Below are 18,933 nucleotides of genomic sequence, written 5' to 3' on the forward strand. Positions count from 1 at the left end.
CTAGGCGTAGGCGCCCACGAAGGTGCGCCGCAGTCCGTCCCAGGCTTCGTCACGGGCCTCCGCGCCGTGGTAGCCCATGAGCGTGCCGAGCCCGTCGATGCCACCCCAGACGCTGTCCTTGGCGATGCCGTCCCACGCCCAGCTCTTGACTCCGTGCCCCCACCAGTCCAGGCTCCACCGCTCATAGGTGAGCCCCTCGGGGCTCCCCCACGGCAGGTCCTGCACGCCCTTGAGCATGTCGGCGTCCAGGCCGTACGTGCCTGGGGCGTGTGTGCCGTCGGCCGGGACCCACGCCGGCCGGCACAGGGTCATGCTGATCGCGTTGATCTTGTTGGCGGCGTTGCGCTCGGCCTCCTGGAAACCCTCGACCGCCGCCGCCACGTCGTCCATCAGGGCTTGGTGCGTGTTGACCTTGTCCTGGTCCTCGGTCCAGTCGTCATCGCCCTCGACACTGTCGACGAAGGCGATGGCGTCCTGCTTCAGCTGCTTCAGGCGGTCGGCGTGGGGCTTGGCCTCGGCGACGAACGTGTCCAGGGCGTCGGCGAGAGTCTCGATGTCGGCAGCGAAGTTGTCCGCCGTGTCCATCACCGGCTGGGTGGAGGAGAAGAGCTGCTCCGCCTCCGGGGCCTGGTAGTACGCGGCCGTGGCCTGAAATCGGGAATGGACGCCCTTGCCCCCGTCCCGAATGCCTGAGGCGTGCGTGCGCAGGTCGGCTGCGGCCGTCCCCAGCTGCTCGAAGTCACCGGTGTACTGCGGTATCCCGCCCGGACTGATCACGTCGGCTACTTCCCGCCCCTGCCGTCGGTCTTCTCCCCGACGGCGCGAAGCTCGGCCGGAGTGGGCGCCTTGGCCGCCTGGCGCTGGGCCTCGGCGGCCATGGTCAGGTCTCCCTCGACGTACTCGGTGGTGGCCTTGACCGTGCCGTCCATCGTCTTCCTGGCGCGCGCGGCCATGAACCTGATGCTGCGTTCGTTGTCGGACACGAAGTTCGCCACCGCGAGGCCCACCGGCCCGACGGGCGCGTCACCGCAGTACGGCCCACTGATCGTGCCCGCGAACCGCGCGGCCTCCGCCGCGCTCCCGCCGTAGCCCTTGATGCCCTTGCTCAGGTCCTCAGCCGAAAGGCCCACCAGCGACAGGATCGACTCCACGCCACTGGGGGAGATGTCCCACCCCGTCACGCCAACCCCCGTTACTCCCCATGCCGATACGTTTCCTCAGTCCGTCTCAGCATCACATACGCCACTGACAACAGGCTGTTCATCTGTACCAGCCCGCTCGTTGCAGCAGCAACGCAGTTCCGGCCAAGGTGCGTTCATTCGGTCGGAGTCGCCGTCCCCTCCGTGCAGTAGGGGTGTGTCCGCGTTGCGTGAGCTGGGCGCGTCGAAGGGCGGGAAGTTGCTCTGGGCCGAATGTCAGTGCAGTGGCCTACCGTAACGGAACGTGCTCGAAGCGTGAGGGGTGGGTGTCATGGCCAAGCTTGATCAGCGGCTCGGAAGGTCGCGGTGCACGGACGCGGAGCTGGACCTGGAGGCTGGTGAGCGGAGCGCACAATACGGTGGATTCGACGCCGAGCGGGATGTCGGGCCTCCCAGCGTCCCGCTCGCGCAGTCGGCGAGACGGAGGGACGGAGGCGAGCCATGTCCGTGTCGCCCAGTGCCTGGATGCATCCGCGTCCCCGCCCGGGGAATCTGCCCGAGGTCGCCGAGAAGCTCAAGGCTGTGACGGGTCTGCGTGCGCAGATCGTGGGGGGAAAGCTCGTGATGTCCCCGACTCTGCGTGGGAAGCACGCAGGCGTTGTGAAGCGCTTGTGGCGGCAGCTCGAGGTGGCTGTGCCCGAAGGGCTGGACATGTACGAGGTGTCCTCGATCGCGCTGCCTGAAGACGCGGACGTTTACGTGACCCCGGACCTCGTCGTCCTGCCCGCGGAATGGGAGGAGGACGACGACTGGCTCGCCTCGCCGGAGGACGCCGCGCTGGCCGTCGAGGTCATTCCCAGTCGGAGAAGTCCCGCGAAATCCGGGACAAGGCCGACTGGTACGCGGTCGCTCGTGTCCCCCTGCTCCTCGTCATCGACCCTCGCAAGGGCACGTGGGCCCTGCACACCCACCCGGACAACGGCGCCTACCGGGATGTACTTGTGGGGAAGTTCGGGGAGTCTGTGCGGTTGCCACAGCCGTGGGACGTCGAGATTCTGACCGATGGTCTCCCGGCCTACGGCCCTTCGCCCCGTGTGGGCCGGAGGGGCGACGACATCGGGTGACGGGGACAACCGGGCACCGGACGACCTCCGTTTCTCCTTCCGCGTGACTACCTCCGCAACCGACCACTCGCCTCTACACTGACCTGGGCGTAATCCCAGGCGGTGAGGAGCGGTTGACGGTGCGTAAGGCGTGGGTCGTGGCGATCGCCGCAGCGGGCGCCGGGGTTTCCTTCGTGATGCTGCTGGTCGTCGGGGTGTACGTCGTCGCCGGGGATCTTGTCAACGGTCTCAGCGGTGCCGGACGGAAGCTGGCCAAAGGGTCCGTGCCCGCCGCCTATCAGACGCTGGTGCAGAAGTGGGGCAATCTGTGCCCGGCCATCAATCCGGCGCTGCTGGCCGCGCAGTTGTACCAGGAGAGCGGGTTCGATCCGACCGCGCAGAGTCCGGCGCAGGCGCAGGGGATAGCGCAGTTCATCCCGGGGACCTGGGCGTCGCACGGCATCGACGGGGACGGGGACGGGGACCGCGACGTGTGGGACCCCAATGACGCGATTCCGTCGGCCGCGTCGTACGACTGCACGCTCGCGAAGTACGTGAAGGACGTGCCGGGCGACGCGACGAAGAACATGCTCGCCGCGTACAACGCCGGGGCCTACGCCGTCATCAAGTACGGGGGCGTGCCGCCGTACAAGGAGACCCAGAACTACGTCCGGGTCATCACGACGCTCCAGGAGAGCTTCGCCGCGCCCGTCGGGCGGGTCGATCCGTCGGAGCAGGCCGCCGGAGCCATCCACTACGCGCAGAAGAAGCTCGGCACGCTGTATCTGTGGGGCGGCAACGGCACGCCTGAGCAGGGCGGACGGTTCGACTGCTCGGGGCTGACCAAGGCGGCGTACGAGAGTGTGGGGATCACCCTGCCCCGGGTGGCCAACGACCAGTACAACGCCGGGCCGCATCCGGAGCGCGACGAACTGCTGCCCGGAGACCTGGTGTTCTTCTCGGACGACCTCACGAACTCCCGGGCCATCAGGCACGTGGGGATCTATGTCGGCGGCGGGTACATGATCAACGCGCCGCGCCGGAACACGGTGATCCGGTTCGATCCGATCGACACCCCCGACTACTTCGGCGCGACGCGGGTGACCGAGGATGGCGCGAAAGCGCTCCCCTCCGCGGTCTGAAACGAGGCGAGACAGAGCGTGAAGCGCACCCCTGAGCTGCGGCGATGTATCTCTCTTCGATAACGTCTGCGTGATCATTCCGTGGAGTGTGGAACGCAGTCGTGGAACTCGTGCGTTCCTGTTGACGTAGCCGAGCGGACGTCGGCCGGGGCACGTGTCAACGGGTGCCGGCGGGACGGATCCACACAGCGGATCGACGCGGATCTACTGACCACGGGGGTGGCCGGAGCGGCGCATGCACGGATGCGCCCGACAGACGACGACGAAGGGGCCGCTGCACCATGGCTGGACTCGCGCAATCCGGGTCGAACCCTGACGTCGAGCTGCTCTACGACATCAACGGCCTGGCCAAGGACGCACCGCGGTGGTTCGACCGGACCATGGAGTTCGTCGGTGAGTACGGGCTGCTGCTGGCGATGGTGCTGCTGGTGGTGTGCTGCTGGTGGACCGTGCGGCGGCGCCCCGGGATCTCAGGCGAGGACGCGGCGGGTTCCGCGGCCGCGCTGGTGTGGGCGCCGCTGGCCGCGGGCATCGCGGTGCTGGTGAACGTGCCGATACGGGGGTTCGTGGAGCGGCCCCGGCCCTTCCTCGACCACGAGGGGCTGGAGGTCCTGGTCGCCGGGAAGTCCGACTTCTCGTTCGTGAGCGATCACGCGACCATCGCGATGGCGCTCGGGGTCGGGTTGTTCGTCGCGCACCGGAGGTTCGGCCTCGCCGGGATCGGGCTCGCGCTGCTCGAAGGTTTCTGCCGGGTGTACATGGGCGTGCACTATCCGACGGATGTCGTCGGCGGGTTCGCGCTGGGGACAGCCGTCGCGCTGTTGCTGTCGCCGTTGGCCATGGCCATGCTCACGCCGGTGATGACGGCCGTGGAGAGGTCGCCCCGGGCGGGCCGGCTGGTGCGGCGCCGGTCCGTGGCGGAGGAGCGGGAGGCTGTGATTCCGGAGGCGCGGAGGGAAGCCACGGAGGCGGGGGAGCGGGACCTCGCCGCGTAGCGCCCGCGGTGCGCCGTTGCGCCTGCGTTGCGTCCGTGGTGCGCCCGCGTTGCGCCCGCGTGCGGTGTGCGGCGGGCGCCGGCTCGCAGGCCGCATCGCGGGCCGGATCTCCGGCTGGGATCTCCGGCTGGGATCGCACGTTGGATCTCGGCTGGTATGGCAGGTGGACGGGCCGTTGCGCGCCTGAGCCCGGGGTCGTTCCGGCGCCTGGGGCGGGTCGCCGAGGAGGAGGAGTCTGAGGTGGGCCGCTCCGTGCCTGGGGCGGGGCGCTACAGAGCCTGGGGGTGCGTGAACATCCTGCTCGGGTCGTAGGTCCGCTTCAGTTCTGTCAGGCGTGGGGCCGCGGCCCCGTAGTACGCCTCCCGCCAGTTCTTCAGCGTCGGGTCCGGGTAGTTCTGGTACGCCGCTCCCGATGCGTAGGGGTGCATCGCGCCGTGGGCCGAGGTCAGCCAGGACCGGGCCGTGGTGCCGGACGTGCCCGCCCGCCAGGAGGCTATGTACTGGGCCAGCATCCGTGAGCGGCGGTGGACGAAGGCCGTCGCCGTCGGTGAGACGCGGTTGATCTCGCCGCCCAGTGCCGTGAACGCGATGCTGCCCGCGCCGCCGCGTACCGCCGTCACCTGGGCGAGCAGCGTGCGGATGCCCGCCGCCGAGAGCGAACGGTCGTAGAAGTCGGACCGGGCGGCGTACGTCTCGCGGCCCAGGGCGCCCTGCGGGGAGCGGCCGGGCGTGCTGCCGGGAAGGTGGCACTGGGCGTCGGTGGTGAAGGAGGAGCAGCCGGCGTAGACCTCCATCGACTCCTCGTACGAACGGCGCTTGAGCGAGACGTGGGAGGCGGAGGCGCCGATCCGGGCGGCCAGGCGGTCCACGGCGTTCTGGAGTTCGCCGTAGGTGCCGAGGGAGAAGGCGGCGACGGAGACGGTGGGGTTGCCGCCGGAGGCGTTCGCCAGGTGGGGGGACGACCAGATCTCGTCGGGCTGGTCCGGGCCCCACTCCTGCCAGGCCTCCACGACCGCGGCCGCCCTGCTCCACGGCCAGGTGGGATACGCCGAGAGCGCCTGCGGGGCCGGGTGGGTACGGAAGTGCAGTTCCGTGACGACGCCGAAGTTGCCGTTGCCCGCGCCGCGCAGGGCCCAGAAGAGGTCGCTGTGGTGGGAGGCGTCGGTGGTGATCTGCTTGCCGCCGGCCGTGACCAGGGTCGCGGCGGTGAGGCTGTCGCAGGTCAGGCCGTACGCCCGGGAGACGACGCCGTGCCCGCCGCCGAGCACCAGGCCGGAGACGCCGACGGTGGGGCAGGAGCCGGCGGGGATGGTGACGCCCTTGGCGGCGAGGGAGCGGTAGACGTCGATCAGCTTGGCGCCCGCTCCGACGACTGCGGTGCCGACGCTCGCGCGGACGCGGTCGAGCCGGGACACGTCGATGATCAGACGGCCGTTGCCGGACGACCAACCGGCGTAGGAGTGGCCGCTGTTGCGGATCGCCACGCGTATGCCGCGGGCGCGGGCGTAGGCGAGGGCCGTGCCTATGTCTTCCCGGTGGGCGACGTAGGCGACGGCGGCGGGCTTCAGCGTGTCGAAGCGGGTGTTGTAGAGCTGGTGGGCGGCCGTCCAGGAGGCGTCGCCGGGGCGGACCAGCGTGCCGTCCAGATCGCGGGCCAGCGCCTGCCAGTTCGCGGCGGCCGTGGTGGCGGTCGCCGGGGCTGTCGTGGTGGCGGGGGTGCGGAGCCCGGTCTCCGCCGGGGTGGGGGCCCGGCTCGTGGTGGGCGTGGCCGTGGCGGTGCCGGAACCGCCGCTGCACGCCACCGCCGACGCGATACCCACGACCGCGGCGGCCCCGCCCCCGATCAACGAACGCCGTTCCATGCGCCTGCCTTCCGCTCCCACCGCTTACGGGGGACGAGACGGCCCAGCGGGGCGGGGGTTGCGCCCGGCGGCGTTTCCGAACCAGCTCTTACCTGTGCCGGTCACGCACGGTAACCGCAGCCGGGAAGGTCTTGACCTGGGGTGCGGGGGTTCAGGTAGCTTTCTCAGCAATTCCGGTTATGTCCGCACCCAGGTGCGCTGAAGGAGGTCGATGAGGGGCGTTTGCGCTGGTACGGGTCCGGTTGGGACCTTCACGTGTTCTCCCCGTGAGCATTCCGTGACCTAACCGCACCGACCGCAGGGGTTCACCCTCCGTTCACTTACGGCCATAGGCGGCTTCACCTGTTCTGCCTAATTTCGGCCTTACCGATGACGGGGTGCTCGAAAACGCGTCCGCATCGAACACACTTCGCACGCCGCCGAACAGGACGGCGGCTCCTGGAAGGAACTCCCGAAAGTGAAGCTTCAGCGCATGAACCGGCGGGCCCTCACCCTCGGTGCTCTCGCCGTCTCCGGCGCCCTGGCCCTCACGGCGTGCGGCTCCGACGACACCGGCAACGGTGGCGACGCGTCCGCGAGTGCCCCCGCCGCCGGTGCGATCGACTGCGGTGACGCCAAGGGTCAGCTGCTGGCCGACGGCTCCTCCGCGCAGAAGAACGCCATCGACGCCTGGGTCAAGCAGTTCACCGCTGCCTGCAAGGACGTCCAGATCAACTACAAGGGTTCCGGCTCCGGCGCCGGTATCACCGCGTTCAACCAGGGTCAGGTCGCCTTCGCCGGCTCCGACTCCGCGCTGGACGAGGAAGAGATCGCGGCCTCCAAGGAGGTCTGCCAGGGCGGCCAGGGCATCGACCTCCCGATGGTCGGCGGCCCGATCGCCCTCTCCTACAACGTCCCGGGTGTCGACAACCTGGTGCTGGACGCCGAGACGATCGCCCAGATCTTCGACAGCAAGATCACCAAGTGGAACGACCCGGCGATCAAGAAGCTGAACCCCGAGGCCGACCTTCCCGACCTGAAGATCCAGGCCTTCCACCGCTCGGACGAGTCCGGCACCACGGACAACTTCACCAAGTACCTGATCGCCACCACCCCCGACAACTGGAAGTACGAGGGCGGTAAGGCCTGGCAGGCCAAGGGCGGCCAGTCCGCGTCCGGCTCCTCCGGTGTCGCGCAGCAGGTCTCCCAGGTCTCCGGCGCCATCAGCTACATGGAGCTGTCCTACGCCGAGGGCATGGACGTCGTCGCCATCGACACGGGCGCCGCCGAGCCGGTCAAGGCCTCCACCGACGGTGCCACCGCCGCCATCGCGGACGCCGAGGTCGTCGGCCAGGGCAAGGACCTCGCCCTGGAGATCAACTACAAGACCAAGGCCGACGGTGCGTACCCGATCACCCTGGTCACCTACGAGATCGTCTGCGACAAGGGCAACAAGGCCGACAGCCTGCCCGCCACGAAGGCGTTCCTGAACTACATCGCGAGCGAGGACGGCCAGGGCCTGCTGGCCGACGCCGGCTACGCGCCGATCCCCGACGAGATCATCGCCAAGGTCCGCACCACCATCGAGGGCCTGAGCTGACCTGAGTGCGGGGCCCGGCCCCCCCGACCCGGGGGGCCGGGCCCCGCATCGTCCGGTGCACCGCCGCCAGGAGCCGTACCACGAGTCCGGCTCCGCAGACCGGAGAACCTGATGGACATAACGACCAAGAACACTGACGCGCCTCCACCCATGCCCCAGCCGACGGAGGACGAGCGCAAGCGCGCCGCCCGCGGCGCCACCCGGCCCGGTGACCGGATCTTCCTCGGTCTTTCCCGTGGGTCGGGCATCCTGCTGCTGGTGATCATGGCCGCGATAGCGGTCTTCCTCACCTACCGCGCCGTCCTCGCCATCAGCAAGGACGAGGGCAACTTCCTCACCACGTTCGAGTGGAACACGGGCAGCCAGCCGCCGGTCTTCGGTATCGCCGTGCTGGCCTTCGGCACCGTGGTCTCCTCGATCATCGCCATGGTCATCGCGGTCCCGATCGCGGTCGCCATCGCGCTGTTCCTGACCCACTACGCCCCGCGCCGGCTGAGCGGCCCGATCGCCTACGTGATCGACCTGCTCGCCGCCGTGCCGTCCATCGTGTACGGCCTCTGGGGCGCCCTGATCCTCGTACCGCATCTCGACGGCCTCTTCGGCTGGCTCGACGCGTACTTCGGCTGGACCGGCATCTTCGAGTGGCAGGGCGGCACGCCCCGCTCGATGCTCACGGTCGGCATCCTGCTGGCGATCATGATCCTGCCGATCATCACCAACGTCAGCCGCGAGGTCTTCCGCCAGGTTCCGCAGATGCAGGAGGAGGCGGCCCTGGCCCTCGGCGCCACGCGCTGGGAGGTCATCCGGATGTCGGTGCTGCCGTTCGGCCGCTCCGGCGTGATCTCCGCGTCGATGCTCGGTCTCGGCCGCGCGCTCGGCGAGACGATGGCCGTCGCGACCGTGCTCTCCCCCTCCTTCGAGATCCAGGCCAGCCTGCTCGACCCGGGCGGCGGTACGTTCGCCCAGAACATCGCCAGCAAGTTCGGTGAGGCGGACACCTTCGGCCGTGACGCGCTCATCGCCTCCGGTCTGGTCCTGTTCGTCATCACCCTGCTGGTCAACGGCGCGGCCCGCGCGATCATCGCCCGCCGCAAGGAGTACTCGGGGGCCAACGCATGAGCCACGCCGTCCTCACCAAGCGCCCCAGCTCGTTGCGCGGCGCCAACCTGCCCAAGTGGGCACCCTGGGCGATCGCCGCGGGCTCCGTCGCCGTCGCCGTGGCCATCGGCATGGCGGCCGGACTGGACAGCCGTATCCAGTGGGGCCTGATCGCCTCGATCGTCTACATCCTCGGCACCTTCGCGATCGCCACGGCCGTCGAGGGCAAGCGGCAGGCCAAGGACCGCATCGCCACCTCGCTGGTCTGGGTCGCCTTCCTGCTCGCCGTGGTGCCGCTCGCCTCGCTGGTCTGGGCGACGGTGCAGCGCGGCATCAAGGTCCTGGACGTCTACTTCCTGACCCACTCGATGGGCGTCGTCGGCGACCGCGAGGTCGGTGGCGGTATCTACCACGCCATCATCGGCACCCTGGAGCAGGTCGGCCTCGCCACGCTGATCGCCGCGCCGATCGGTGTGCTCACCGCGATCTACCTCGTCGAGTACGGCCGGGGCAATCTCGCGCGCGCGGTCACCTTCTTCGTCGACGTCATGACGGGCATCCCGTCGATCGTCGCCGGTCTGTTCATCCTCAGCATCATGCTGATCTTCGAGATGCAGCCCTTCGGCTTCGCCGGCTCGCTGGCGCTCGCGATCCTGATGATGCCGGTCGTGGTGCGCTCGACGGAGGAGATGCTCAAGCTCGTGCCGAACGAGTTGCGTGAGGCGTCTCTCGCGCTGGGCGTGCCGAAGTGGCGGACGATTCTGAAGATCGTCCTGCCGACGGCGATCGGTGGTATCACCACCGGCATCATGCTGGCGGTCGCCCGTATCGCCGGTGAGACCGCGCCCGTGCTGCTGCTGGTGTTCGGTAACCCGTACATCAACAACAACCCGTTTGAAGGGGCCCAGGCCTCGCTGCCGCTGTACATCTACCAGCAGTACTCTCAGAGCGCCGGTGCCGAACCTGCGTACGACCGTGCGTGGGCGGCGTCGCTGACGCTGATCGCCTTCGTGATGATCCTGAACCTGCTGGCCCGCGGCATCGCCCGCTGGAAGGCCCCCAAGACCGGTCGCTGACGCGGCCACACAGCGACCGAATTCTGAAAGAAGCAGTGATTTCACATGGCCAAGCGCATTGATGTCAGCGGCCTCAGCGCCTACTACGGCTCGTTCCGTGCCATCGAGGACATCTCGATGACCATCGAGCCCCGTTCGGTCACGGCCTTCATCGGGCCGTCCGGATGCGGCAAGTCCACCTTCCTGCGTACGCTCAACCGGATGCACGAGGTGACTCCGGGCGGGCGGGTCGAGGGCAAGGTCATGCTCGACGACGAGAACCTGTACGGGACCGGGGTCGACCCCGTGGCCGTGCGGCGTGAGGTCGGCATGGTGTTCCAGCGGCCGAACCCGTTCCCGACGATGTCGGTGTACGACAACGTGGCGGCGGGGCTGAAGCTGCTGGGGTCGTACAAGAAGTCCCAGCTGGACGACATCGTGGAGAAGTCGCTCAGGGGAGCGAACCTCTGGAACGAGGTCAAGGACCGGCTGAACAAGCCGGGGTCGGGGCTGTCGGGTGGTCAGCAGCAGCGGCTGTGCATCGCGCGGGCGATCGCCGTCGAGCCGAACGTGCTGCTCATGGACGAGCCGTGTTCCGCGCTCGACCCGATCTCCACGCTGGCGATCGAGGACCTGATCGGGGAGCTGAAGGAGCGCTTCACGATCGTCATCGTGACGCACAACATGCAGCAGGCCGCGCGTGTGTCGGACCGGACGGCGTTCTTCAACCTGGCTGCCGTGGGGCAGCCGGGCAAGCTGATCGAGATCGACGACACGGAGCGGATCTTCTCCAACCCGTCGGTCCAGGCCACGGAGGACTACATCTCCGGGCGTTTCGGCTGATCAAGCCCCTCGCGGTGCTGCATGGCGGTGCCACCGCGAGGACGAAAAGGGCCCGCCCCTGGCTCCCGGGGGCGGGCCCCGCCGTTTCCTGCCTCCGGCGGTGCCTGGGCTGTGCGGTGTGGGTCGCTGTAGCGCCGGTGGGTGGGGGTGGGGGTGGGGGTGGGGCGGGGCGCGCGGGTGCTTGCGGTTGTCCGGTGCGGGGTGCTGCAGCGGCGGGTGGGTCGGGTCCGCCGTGCCGGTGCCTGCGGCGGGGTGTTGCTGTCTGGTGGGGGTGCTGTAGCGGCGGGTGGTGGCGGCGGGTGGGTCGGGTCCGCCGTGCCGGTGCCTGCGGCGGGCTGTTGCTGTCCGGTGGGGTGTGCTGGAGCGCCCGCGGTGCGAGTCGTGTCGGGGCCGCGCCGGGGGGTGTCCGTCCTCGGAACGGCGCGGAGTCGGTCTCTTACGGACGCGCTCGTGTCGACGCGCCAACCGCTGCGGGCAGCCCCCCGACACGGCCCCTTCCCGCCGTACGCGACTGCGGGTCCGCGGGGCTACGCCCGGGGCAGGTCGTCTTCTCGCCGTGCCTTGATGGGGGTGGGGGTGGGGGCTTGCCGACGTGCGGTGTCCGTCGCCCCCGCGCGGCCTAGAGGAAGGCCAGGTGTACGACGCCGTAGGCGCAGGCCGCGACGACGGCCGCCGCGGGCATCGTGATGAACCAGCCCAGGACGATGTTCTTGGCGACGCCCCAGCGGACGGCGTTCACGCGCTTCGTCGCGCCGACGCCCATGATGGCCGAGGTGATGACGTGGGTGGTCGAGATGGGGGCCTTGAAGAGGAAGGCCGTGGTGAACATGATCGACGCGCCCGTGGTTTCGGCGGCGAAGCCCTGCGGGGGGTCGAGTTCGATGATCTTGCGGCCGAGGGTGCGCATGATGCGCCAGCCGCCGGCGTAGGTGCCGAGGGAGAGCATCAGGGCGCAGGCGATCTTGACCCAGAGGGGAATGGGGTCGCCGTAGTCCTCGACGTCGGCGATGACCAGGGCCATCACGACGATGCCCATGGTCTTCTGGGCGTCCTGGAGGCCGTGGCCGAGGGCCATGCCCGCCGCCGAGACGGTCTGCGCTATGCGGAAGCCGCGCTTGGTCTTGTGCGGGTTGGAGTTGCGGAAGATCCACATGATCGCCGTCATGACCAGGTAGCCGACGATCAGGCCGACCACGGGGGAGACGAACATGGGGATGATGATCTTGTCCAGCACGCCGTGCCAGTAGACCTGCGTGCCGCCGGCCAGCGCCGCGCCGACCATGCCGCCGAAGAGGGCGTGGGAGGAGGAGGACGGGAGGCCGTAGTACCAGGTGATCAGGTTCCAGGTGATGGCGCCGAGGAGGGCGGCGAAGAGGATGCCCATGCCCGTGGAGCCCTCGGGCGTTTCGATCAGGCCTTCGCTGACCGTCTTCGCGACGCCGCTGCCGAGGAACGCGCCGGCCAGGTTCATGACCGCGGCCATGGCCAGGGCGGCCTTCGGCGTCAGGGCGCGCGTCGACACGGACGTGGCGATCGCGTTCGCCGAGTCGTGGAAGCCGTTGGTGTAGGTGAAGAAGAGGGCGACCAGGATGGTCACGACCAGGGCGAAGGTGTCCATGGACCGGTCAGGACTCCTTGACGGCGATGGTCTCCACCGTGTTCGCCACGTGCTCGAACGCGTCGGCGGCCTCTTCGAGGACGTCGACGATCTGCTTGAGCTTCAGCACCTCTATGGCGTCGTACTTGCCGTTGAAGAGGTGGGCCAGAAGCTTGCGGTGGATCTGGTCGGCCTGGTTCTCGAGGCGGTTGACCTCGATCCAGTACTCGGTGAGGTTCTCCAGCGTGCGCAGGTGGGGCATGGCTTCGGCCGTCAGTTCGGCGGCGCGGGCGAGGACCTCGATCTGCTGGTCGACTCCCTTGGGGAGTTCCTCGATGTTGTAGAGGACGACCAGGTCGACGGCCTCCTCCATGAAGTCCATGATGTCGTCGAGGGAGGACGCGAGGGAGTAGATGTCCTCGCGGTCGAAGGGCGTGATGAACGAGGAGTTCAGCTGGTGGAAGATCGCGTGAGTGGCATCGTCACCGGCGTGTTCCGCTGCCCGCATGCGCTCTGCGATCTCGGCCCGGGCGGAAGCGTCCGCCCCGAGCAGTTCCATCAGGAGTTTCGAGCCCGTGACGATGTTGTCCGCGGACGCGGCGAACATGTCATAGAAGCTCGTCTCCCTGGGGGTCAGACGAAAGCGCACGTGGGGTCCTCGGGGTGCTTCGGTTTCGGACAGGCTGATGCTAGGCGCATCATCCGGCCACGGCTAACGGGCCGCCCTCCAGTGTCGCCCATGAATTCCGTGCATCTGTACGGGGGCGGTTCGGCGGCCGGCTCCGGGCAGTGACCAAGGGGCCTATACCCAGCAGAGTTCGGTACGATATACCCAGTAGGGGTATGTGGATGGAGGGTGCGTGATGACGACCACCGAGGCCGGCGAGGGCGTGGTGACCGACCATGACCGGGGCATCCACGGCTACCACAAGCAGAAGGACGAGCATCTTAAGCGGCTTCGGCGGATCGAGGGGCAGATCCGGGGGCTGCAGAGGATGGTCGACGAGGACGTCTACTGCATCGACATACTCACGCAGGTCTCGGCGTCCACGAAGGCCCTGCAGTCCTTCGCCCTGCAGTTGCTCGAGGAGCATCTGCGGCACTGCGTCGCCGACGCCGCGCTGAAGGGCGGGGACGAGATCGACGCCAAGGTCGAGGAGGCCACCAAGGCCATCGGGCGGCTGCTGCGGACGTGAGGTTCGCTCACCTTCCGGCGCTCACCTTCCGGCGCTCACTGTGCGCGGGAGCCGTCCCCGCGTTCTTCGGCCACCCTCAGGACCTCGTCGATGCTCTCCAGGCTCAGCCGGTCCTCGTCCGCCGTGGAGGCCGCGATGATCAGCTCTCCGCACAGCTCGATCTCGGCGAGGGCCACGTGGTCCTGAACTGCCGTACCGCCGACCGGAGCCACGTGCATCACCTCTTCTCTGCCGTCATCGGCTTCCTAGAGTAGGGAGTGGCCTACACAACGCGCATGGCACGGACGGGCTAGTTCACGCCGGTCACTCCTCGGCGATCCGGCCCGCGTAGATGTCCTTCTCGGGCGGCAGGCGCACGTCGACGGGGGCGCCGAAGTCGTAGAGCAGGGTCGTGGAGGCGACCGCCACGGTGCCCTCCTGCCGTCCGTTGACGAAGCTGAAGCGGTGTCTGACCTTGCGGATCCGGCCCTCGTCGTCGAGGAACACGTCGAACGGGACCTCGGCGGTGGCGAACCCTTTCGCCGCCGCGGCGAGCGACGCCCGGCCCCCGGGGGACGCCGTCCTGGCGGCCTTGGCGAGATCGGCGGTGCCCCGGTAGTGGTGCACCTCGGTGCCGGCGACCTCGGTCCGGCCGACGTACGTCGCCGTGCGGGTGCCGCGCAGCACCTCGGCGGCGGCGTAGGGGTCGGTGGCCCCGCCGGTGACCAGGTTTCCGTCCGAGAGGGTCGTCGTGTCGACCCGTACCCACTTGTCCGCCGGGACCCCGGCGCCGCGGTTCTTCATGTAGAGGGCGCCGGGGGCGAGGAGCTCGGTGATCGGGCGGCGCTCGCTCTGGCCGGCCGGGTCCTGGGGGAGCAGCACCTTCAGCCGGCCGCGCCGGTGGCCGAAGTCGTAGACGCCCTCGCCGCGGATGGTGACGCGGGTGCCGCCGGTCGCCATCTCCATCGACGTACGGGCCTTGGACGTGCCCGCGTCGACCAGCGCGTCGGCGGCGCGGTGCAGGGTGCCGACCGGGTCGGCGGGGCGGGCGTCGTCGGCGGCGGCACCGCTGCTCGTGCATCCGGAGGCGAGGAGGCAGGCGCAGGCCGTCAGCCCCGCTGCCACGACCGTCCCGCCCGTCCTGCCGTACTGCTCCGCCATCGTCTGCCTACCCCCAGCCGTACGTCCGTCTCGGCCCCCCTTTGTTCCGGTTAACGACGGGTAGGTTGAGCCGTCACGCCGGGCCCGGCGTGGTGGAGGCGTGCGCGGGGCGTATGCGGACCGGGTGCGCGGGGCCGGGGAGCGGATCCGCAAGCGGCTTGCTCCCGCCTGACCGGCTGTTCACCTTGGCTCGGTAACGTTGCCGGCGTGACAGAGCAGGATCGGTTCGCCCCAGGTCAGGACCGTCCGGAGCATCGCGCGAGCACGGTCGAGCAGGGGCCGTTCTGCGTGGCCCGCTGCGTCTGCGGCTGGCGCGGGCCCGCGCGCCGGGCGCGGAGCCAGGCACGGACGGACGCGGCCGGACATGTGGCCGGATCCTGATGGTCCCGGCGGGAACGTCAGGCGTCGTGGGCGGGGCGCAGGGTCGCCAGGAGTTCGTCGACCAGTTCGCGGTCACGGGGCTGGGTCAGCCGCAGCCGGGCCGCCGCGGGCGGCAGCCACAGGATGCGGTCGACCTCGTCGCTGGGGATGAAGCAACCGGTGGTGACCTCGGCCGCCCAGTAGTGGACCTGCTTGGGGCGGCCGTTCGCCAGGTAGTGCACGGTGGGGAGTTCGGCGCCCGGCACCGCGGCGTGGCCGGTCTCCTCCTCGACCTCCCGCAGCGCGCCCGCCAGCGGGTCCTCACCGCGCTTCAGCTTGCCCTTGGGGTGGGACCAGTCGTCGTACTTCGGCCGGTGGACCAGACAGATCTCAGGTTCCCCGGCGGTGGCGGAGCGGCGCCACAGCACGCAGCCGGCAGCCTGGACCGGGGTGTCTCTCGTATCGCTCAACGGCTGTTCACCGCCCCCTCGTGCTCAGGAAGTGCCGACTGTGTGCTTCTGCCAGGACTGCTGGAACTCGAACCGCGCCGCCTCCACCTCGTGCCGCTGGTCGGCGTGCAGCACGCCCAGTGCGTACGCCGTCGCCGGGGCGATGCGGGGCGTACGGGCCGCGGCGGCGGCGGCCGCTGCCGCCTCGGCGGCGTCGCGGTGCCGGTTGAGGGCCTGTCCCGCGGTCAGCAGGCGGACGTCGACCGGGGCGTCCGCGCCCCGCAGGACCTCGCGGGCGTAGCGGTGCAGCCGCAGCAGGAGGCGGACCTGGTGCCAGGGGGCGTCCTGGGGGTGCGGGGCGGGGTCCGGGGAGAGGCCGTGGATCAGGGCCTGCGCGTTGTACGGGTGACCCGCGGTGACCAGGGGCAGGACGGCCACCGCTGCCGTGAGGCGCTCCTCGGCCGCCGCCGCGTGCGGACGCAGGTCGGCGGTGAGCGCCGCGGGGGTCAGCGGAACCTCGCTGGCCAGTACGGCGACCTTGTCGGCGACCGCGTGGAAGCGGGAGGAGCCGAGGGCCTGCAGGGCGCTGGAGTGGGCCCGGGTCCGGGCCAGGGTGAGCTGGCGTTCGAGCAGGGCGCCCGCCTTGGCCGCGCCGACGGTGAGGTTGCCGCGTTCCGGAGCCATCGGGGGACCCGCGGCGGGCGGCGCACCCGCGGCCACCCGTGCCGTGCCGGCGGCGCGACCGCCCGCCGCCATCGCCGCGCCCGCGTTGACCGACTGTGCCGGGAACGTCGCCCCCGACAGCCGGTGCAGGGCCTGCAGCAGCCTCTCCAGACGGGCCGCGTACGCGTGCTCCAGGGCCAGCGTGCCGGAGAGCCAGGCCAGCTCCGGACGCATGCCCTCCGACCAGTCGCTGTCCAGCAGTGGACGGAAGGTGTGCAGGGTGCCGCTGATGCGGCGGGCCGAGCGGCGCAGGGCCCGCGCCGCGTCGACGGTCTCCTCCGTGCCGTTGTGCGCGGAGGCGGCACCGGTCTCCCGGTGCTGCCGGAGCGCACGCAGGAACTCCGTGGCCTGGGCGCGCAGGTAGCCCCCGAGGGCGTCTCCTGTCACCGGCCCGGCCATCGGGTCGGTCGGGTCAAGGTGTTGCTGTGCCACGCCGGCGCCTCCGCGCGTCTATGAGCATCTCCTGGATGTTCCGCAGGGGCCCGCCGTCCGCGTCCACCGCGTGCCTGGTCCACTCGCCGTCCGGGCCCAGGTGCCAGGAGGAGGTGGAGTCGGACATACCGGTTTCGAGGAGCCGGTTGAGCGCGGCGCGGTGCGCCGGGTCGACGACGCGCACCAGGGCCTCGATGCGGCGGTCGAGATTGCGGTGCATCATGTCGGCGCTGCCGAGCCACACCTCGGGTTCGCCGCCGTTGCCGAAGGCGAAGACCCGGGAGTGTTCGAGGAAGCGGCCGAGGATCGAGCGGACCCGCACGTTCTCCGACAGGCCCGTCACGCCCGGCCGGATCGCACAGATGCCGCGTACCCAGATGTCGACCGGGACGCCTGCCATGGACGCGCGGTACAGGGCGTCGATGACGGCCTCGTCGACCATCGAGTTGACCTTGATACGGACGGAGGCGGGACGTCCGGCCCGGTGGTGCTGGACCTCCTTGTTGATCCGCGCTATCAGGCCGTCGCGCAGCGACTTGGGCGCGACCAGCAGCCGGCGGTAGGTCTCCCGGCGCGAGTAGCCGGAGAGCCGGTTGAACAGGTCGGACAGGTCCGCGCCGACCTGCGGGTCGGCGGTGAGCAGGCCGAGGTCCTCGTAGAGGCGGGCCGTCTTCGGGTGGTAGTTGCCGGTGCCGACGTGGCTGTAGCGCCGCAGGGTGTCGCCCTCCTGGCGGACCACCAGCGACAGCTTGCAGTGGGTCTTCAGGCCGACCAGGCCGTAGACCACGTGGCAGCCGGCCTCCTCCAGCTTGCGCGCCCACTTGATGTTGGCGTGCTCGTCGAAGCGGGCCTTGATCTCGACCAGGACGAGCACCTGTTTGCCGGACTCGGCGGCGTCTATCAGCGCGTCCACGATGGGCGAGTCGCCGGAGGTCCGGTACAGCGTCTGCTTGATGGCGAGGACGTCCGGGTCGGACGCGGCCTGCTCCAGGAACGCCTGCACGGAGGTGGAGAAGGAGTCGTACGGGTGGTGCAGCAGCACGTCCCTGGCGCGCAGCGCGGCGAAGATGTCGGGCGCGGACGCGGACTCGACCTCGGCCAGGTCACGGTGGGTGCCGGCGACGAACTTCGGGTACTTCAGCTCGGGCCGGTCCAGGCGGTGGATGCGGAACAGGCCGGTGAGGTCGAGTGGGCCGGGCAGCGGGTAGACCTCGGCCTCGCCGATCTTCAGCTCGCGCACCAGCAGGTCCAGCACCTCGCGGTCGATGGACTCCTCGACCTCCAGGCGGACCGGCGGGCCGAACCGGCGGCGCATGAGCTCCTTCTCCAGGGCCTGGAGCAGGTTCTCGGCGTCGTCCTCCTCGACCTCCAGGTCCTCGTTCCTGGTCAGCCGGAAGGCGTGGTGCTCCAGCACCTCCATGCCGGGGAAGAGCTCCTCGAGGTGCGCGGCGATGACGTCCTCCAGCGGGACGTACCGGCCGGGGGCGGCCTCCAGGAAGCGGGAGAGCAGCGGGGGCACCTTGACGCGGGCGAAGTGCTTGTGGCCGCTGACCGGGTTGCGTACGACGACGGCCAGGTTCAGGGACAGGCCGGAGATGTACGGGAACGGGTGTGCGGGGTCCACGGCCAGCGGGGTCAGGACCGGGAAGATCTGGTGCCGGAAGAGGGTGAACAGGCGGGCCTGTTCCTTCTCGGTCAGCTCGCTCCAGCGGACCAGGTGGATGCCCTCCTCGGCCAGCGCGGGGGCGACGTCCTCGTGGTAGCAGGCGGCGTGCCGGGCCATCAGCTCGCGGGAGCGGGCCCAGATCATCTCCAGGACCTGCATCGGCTGCAGGCCGGAGGCGGAGCGGGTGGCGACGCCGGTGGCGATCCGGCGCTTCAGTCCCGCGACCCGGACCATGAAGAACTCGTCGAGGTTGCTGGCGAAGATCGCGAGGAAGTTGGCACGCTCCAGAAGGGGCGTGTTCGGGTCCTCGGCGAGTTCCAGGACCCGCTCGTTGAACGCGAGCCAGCTGCGCTCCCGGTCCAGGAAACGGCCCTGGGGCAGCTGGATCCCGTCGACCGTCGTCTCCTCGTAGACATCGAGGTCGGCGTCGAGGTCGGGTTCCAGGTCGGAGACGGTGGCCGAGACCGTGTGGGGGCGGTGCGCGGCGATGGAGCCCACGGAGGGCTGTACGTGCTGGACCTCTGCCTGGGCGTTCTGCTGGCTCATGAACCCAT

Annotated in this window: 19 protein-coding genes; 9 read left to right on the plus strand and 10 right to left on the minus strand. The window is 69.9% G+C overall.

Annotated elements, in window-relative coordinates:
* Together ACGF8A_RS28000 and ACGF8A_RS28005 are read right to left on the minus strand one after the other, a co-directional pair.
* Positions 1–777 (minus strand): hypothetical protein, encoded by a 777-nt coding sequence (locus ACGF8A_RS28000; RefSeq protein WP_393112883.1) that lies wholly within the window; start codon positions 775–777, stop codon positions 1–3.
* A gap of 5 nt (positions 778–782) precedes the next feature.
* The gene (locus ACGF8A_RS28005; RefSeq protein WP_393112885.1) at positions 783–1,181 is read right to left on the minus strand and encodes a DUF6507 family protein; all 399 of its coding nucleotides are present in this window, start codon (positions 1,179–1,181) and stop codon (positions 783–785) included.
* A gap of 582 nt (positions 1,182–1,763) precedes the next feature.
* Between ACGF8A_RS28005 and ACGF8A_RS28010 the strand changes: the two genes are divergently transcribed.
* The 3 genes from ACGF8A_RS28010 to ACGF8A_RS28020 all read left to right on the plus strand — a co-directional run bounded on the left by ACGF8A_RS28010 (position 1,764) and on the right by ACGF8A_RS28020 (position 4,379).
* A complete protein-coding gene (locus ACGF8A_RS28010; protein WP_393113056.1) occupies positions 1,764–2,198 on the plus strand; it encodes a hypothetical protein in 435 nt (144 codons plus the stop codon).
* Positions 2,199–2,376: 178 nt separating this feature from the next.
* Complete coding sequence (locus tag ACGF8A_RS28015) at positions 2,377–3,384, plus strand: NlpC/P60 family protein (RefSeq protein ID WP_393112887.1); 1,008 nt, start codon at positions 2,377–2,379, stop codon at positions 3,382–3,384.
* 281 nt (positions 3,385–3,665) lie between these two features.
* On the plus strand, positions 3,666–4,379 hold the full coding sequence (locus ACGF8A_RS28020; RefSeq protein WP_393112889.1) for a phosphatase PAP2 family protein: 714 nt from the start codon (positions 3,666–3,668) through the stop codon (positions 4,377–4,379).
* Between the two features lie 269 nt (positions 4,380–4,648).
* Here ACGF8A_RS28020 and ACGF8A_RS28025 read toward each other — a convergent pair whose 3' ends face one another.
* Complete coding sequence (locus tag ACGF8A_RS28025; RefSeq protein WP_393112891.1) at positions 4,649–6,241, minus strand: FAD-binding oxidoreductase; 1,593 nt, start codon at positions 6,239–6,241, stop codon at positions 4,649–4,651.
* 457 nt (positions 6,242–6,698) lie between these two features.
* Here ACGF8A_RS28025 and pstS point away from each other — a divergent pair, with 457 nt between their 5' ends.
* The 4 genes from pstS to pstB all read left to right on the plus strand — a co-directional run bounded on the left by pstS (position 6,699) and on the right by pstB (position 10,816).
* A complete protein-coding gene (gene pstS, locus ACGF8A_RS28030) occupies positions 6,699–7,820 on the plus strand; it encodes a phosphate ABC transporter substrate-binding protein PstS (RefSeq protein ID WP_393112893.1) in 1,122 nt (373 codons plus the stop codon).
* A gap of 111 nt (positions 7,821–7,931) precedes the next feature.
* Positions 7,932–8,939 (plus strand): phosphate ABC transporter permease subunit PstC, encoded by a 1,008-nt coding sequence (gene pstC, locus ACGF8A_RS28035; protein ID WP_393112895.1) that lies wholly within the window; start codon positions 7,932–7,934, stop codon positions 8,937–8,939.
* Positions 8,936–9,994 carry a phosphate ABC transporter permease PstA gene (gene pstA / locus ACGF8A_RS28040; protein WP_393112897.1) on the plus strand — a complete coding sequence of 353 codons (1,059 nt, stop codon included), beginning with the start codon at positions 8,936–8,938 and terminating at the stop codon, positions 9,992–9,994. The genes pstC and pstA overlap by 4 nt, the downstream gene beginning before the upstream one ends.
* A gap of 45 nt (positions 9,995–10,039) precedes the next feature.
* Positions 10,040–10,816: a phosphate ABC transporter ATP-binding protein PstB gene (gene pstB / locus ACGF8A_RS28045; RefSeq protein ID WP_393112899.1), complete on the plus strand. Its 777-nt coding sequence runs from the start codon at positions 10,040–10,042 to the stop codon at positions 10,814–10,816.
* A 619-nt stretch (positions 10,817–11,435) separates the two neighbouring features.
* Here pstB and ACGF8A_RS28050 read toward each other — a convergent pair.
* Positions 11,436–12,434, minus strand: coding sequence for an anion permease (locus ACGF8A_RS28050; RefSeq protein ID WP_393112901.1), 999 nt, complete (start codon positions 12,432–12,434; stop codon positions 11,436–11,438).
* A gap of 7 nt (positions 12,435–12,441) precedes the next feature.
* Positions 12,442–13,062, minus strand: a complete 621-nt coding sequence (locus ACGF8A_RS28055) for a DUF47 domain-containing protein (protein WP_393112903.1) — start codon at positions 13,060–13,062, stop codon at positions 12,442–12,444.
* A gap of 214 nt (positions 13,063–13,276) precedes the next feature.
* On the opposite strand from ACGF8A_RS28055, the gene ACGF8A_RS28060 reads away from it, so the two are divergent.
* The gene (locus ACGF8A_RS28060; protein WP_230885534.1) at positions 13,277–13,609 is read left to right on the plus strand and encodes a metal-sensitive transcriptional regulator; all 333 of its coding nucleotides are present in this window, start codon (positions 13,277–13,279) and stop codon (positions 13,607–13,609) included.
* A gap of 35 nt (positions 13,610–13,644) precedes the next feature.
* On the opposite strand, the gene ACGF8A_RS28065 is transcribed toward ACGF8A_RS28060, so the two are convergent.
* Positions 13,645–13,827, minus strand: coding sequence for a hypothetical protein (locus ACGF8A_RS28065; RefSeq protein WP_393112905.1), 183 nt, complete (start codon positions 13,825–13,827; stop codon positions 13,645–13,647).
* 85 nt (positions 13,828–13,912) lie between these two features.
* Positions 13,913–14,749, minus strand: a complete 837-nt coding sequence (locus ACGF8A_RS28070; RefSeq protein ID WP_393112907.1) for a hypothetical protein — start codon at positions 14,747–14,749, stop codon at positions 13,913–13,915.
* A gap of 207 nt (positions 14,750–14,956) precedes the next feature.
* Between ACGF8A_RS28070 and ACGF8A_RS28075 the strand changes: the two genes are divergently transcribed.
* Positions 14,957–15,130: a hypothetical protein gene (locus tag ACGF8A_RS28075; RefSeq protein ID WP_393112909.1), complete on the plus strand. Its 174-nt coding sequence runs from the start codon at positions 14,957–14,959 to the stop codon at positions 15,128–15,130.
* 17 nt (positions 15,131–15,147) lie between these two features.
* Here the strand turns inward: ACGF8A_RS28075 and ACGF8A_RS28080 are convergent, their stop codons facing one another.
* From ACGF8A_RS28080 to ACGF8A_RS28090, 3 genes are read right to left on the minus strand one after another with little or no spacing between them, the layout of a single operon-like run.
* Positions 15,148–15,579: an NUDIX hydrolase gene (locus ACGF8A_RS28080; protein WP_393112911.1), complete on the minus strand. Its 432-nt coding sequence runs from the start codon at positions 15,577–15,579 to the stop codon at positions 15,148–15,150.
* Positions 15,580–15,603: 24 nt separating this feature from the next.
* A complete protein-coding gene (locus ACGF8A_RS28085; RefSeq protein WP_393112913.1) occupies positions 15,604–16,713 on the minus strand; it encodes a CHAD domain-containing protein in 1,110 nt (369 codons plus the stop codon).
* Complete coding sequence (locus tag ACGF8A_RS28090; RefSeq protein ID WP_393112915.1) at positions 16,694–18,925, minus strand: RNA degradosome polyphosphate kinase; 2,232 nt, start codon at positions 18,923–18,925, stop codon at positions 16,694–16,696. The genes ACGF8A_RS28085 and ACGF8A_RS28090 overlap by 20 nt, the downstream gene beginning before the upstream one ends.
* Positions 18,926–18,933 lie beyond the last annotated feature (8 nt).

Source organism: Streptomyces sp. NPDC047706 (assembly GCF_043204795.1).
GTDB lineage: Bacteria > Actinomycetota > Actinomycetes > Streptomycetales > Streptomycetaceae > Streptomyces.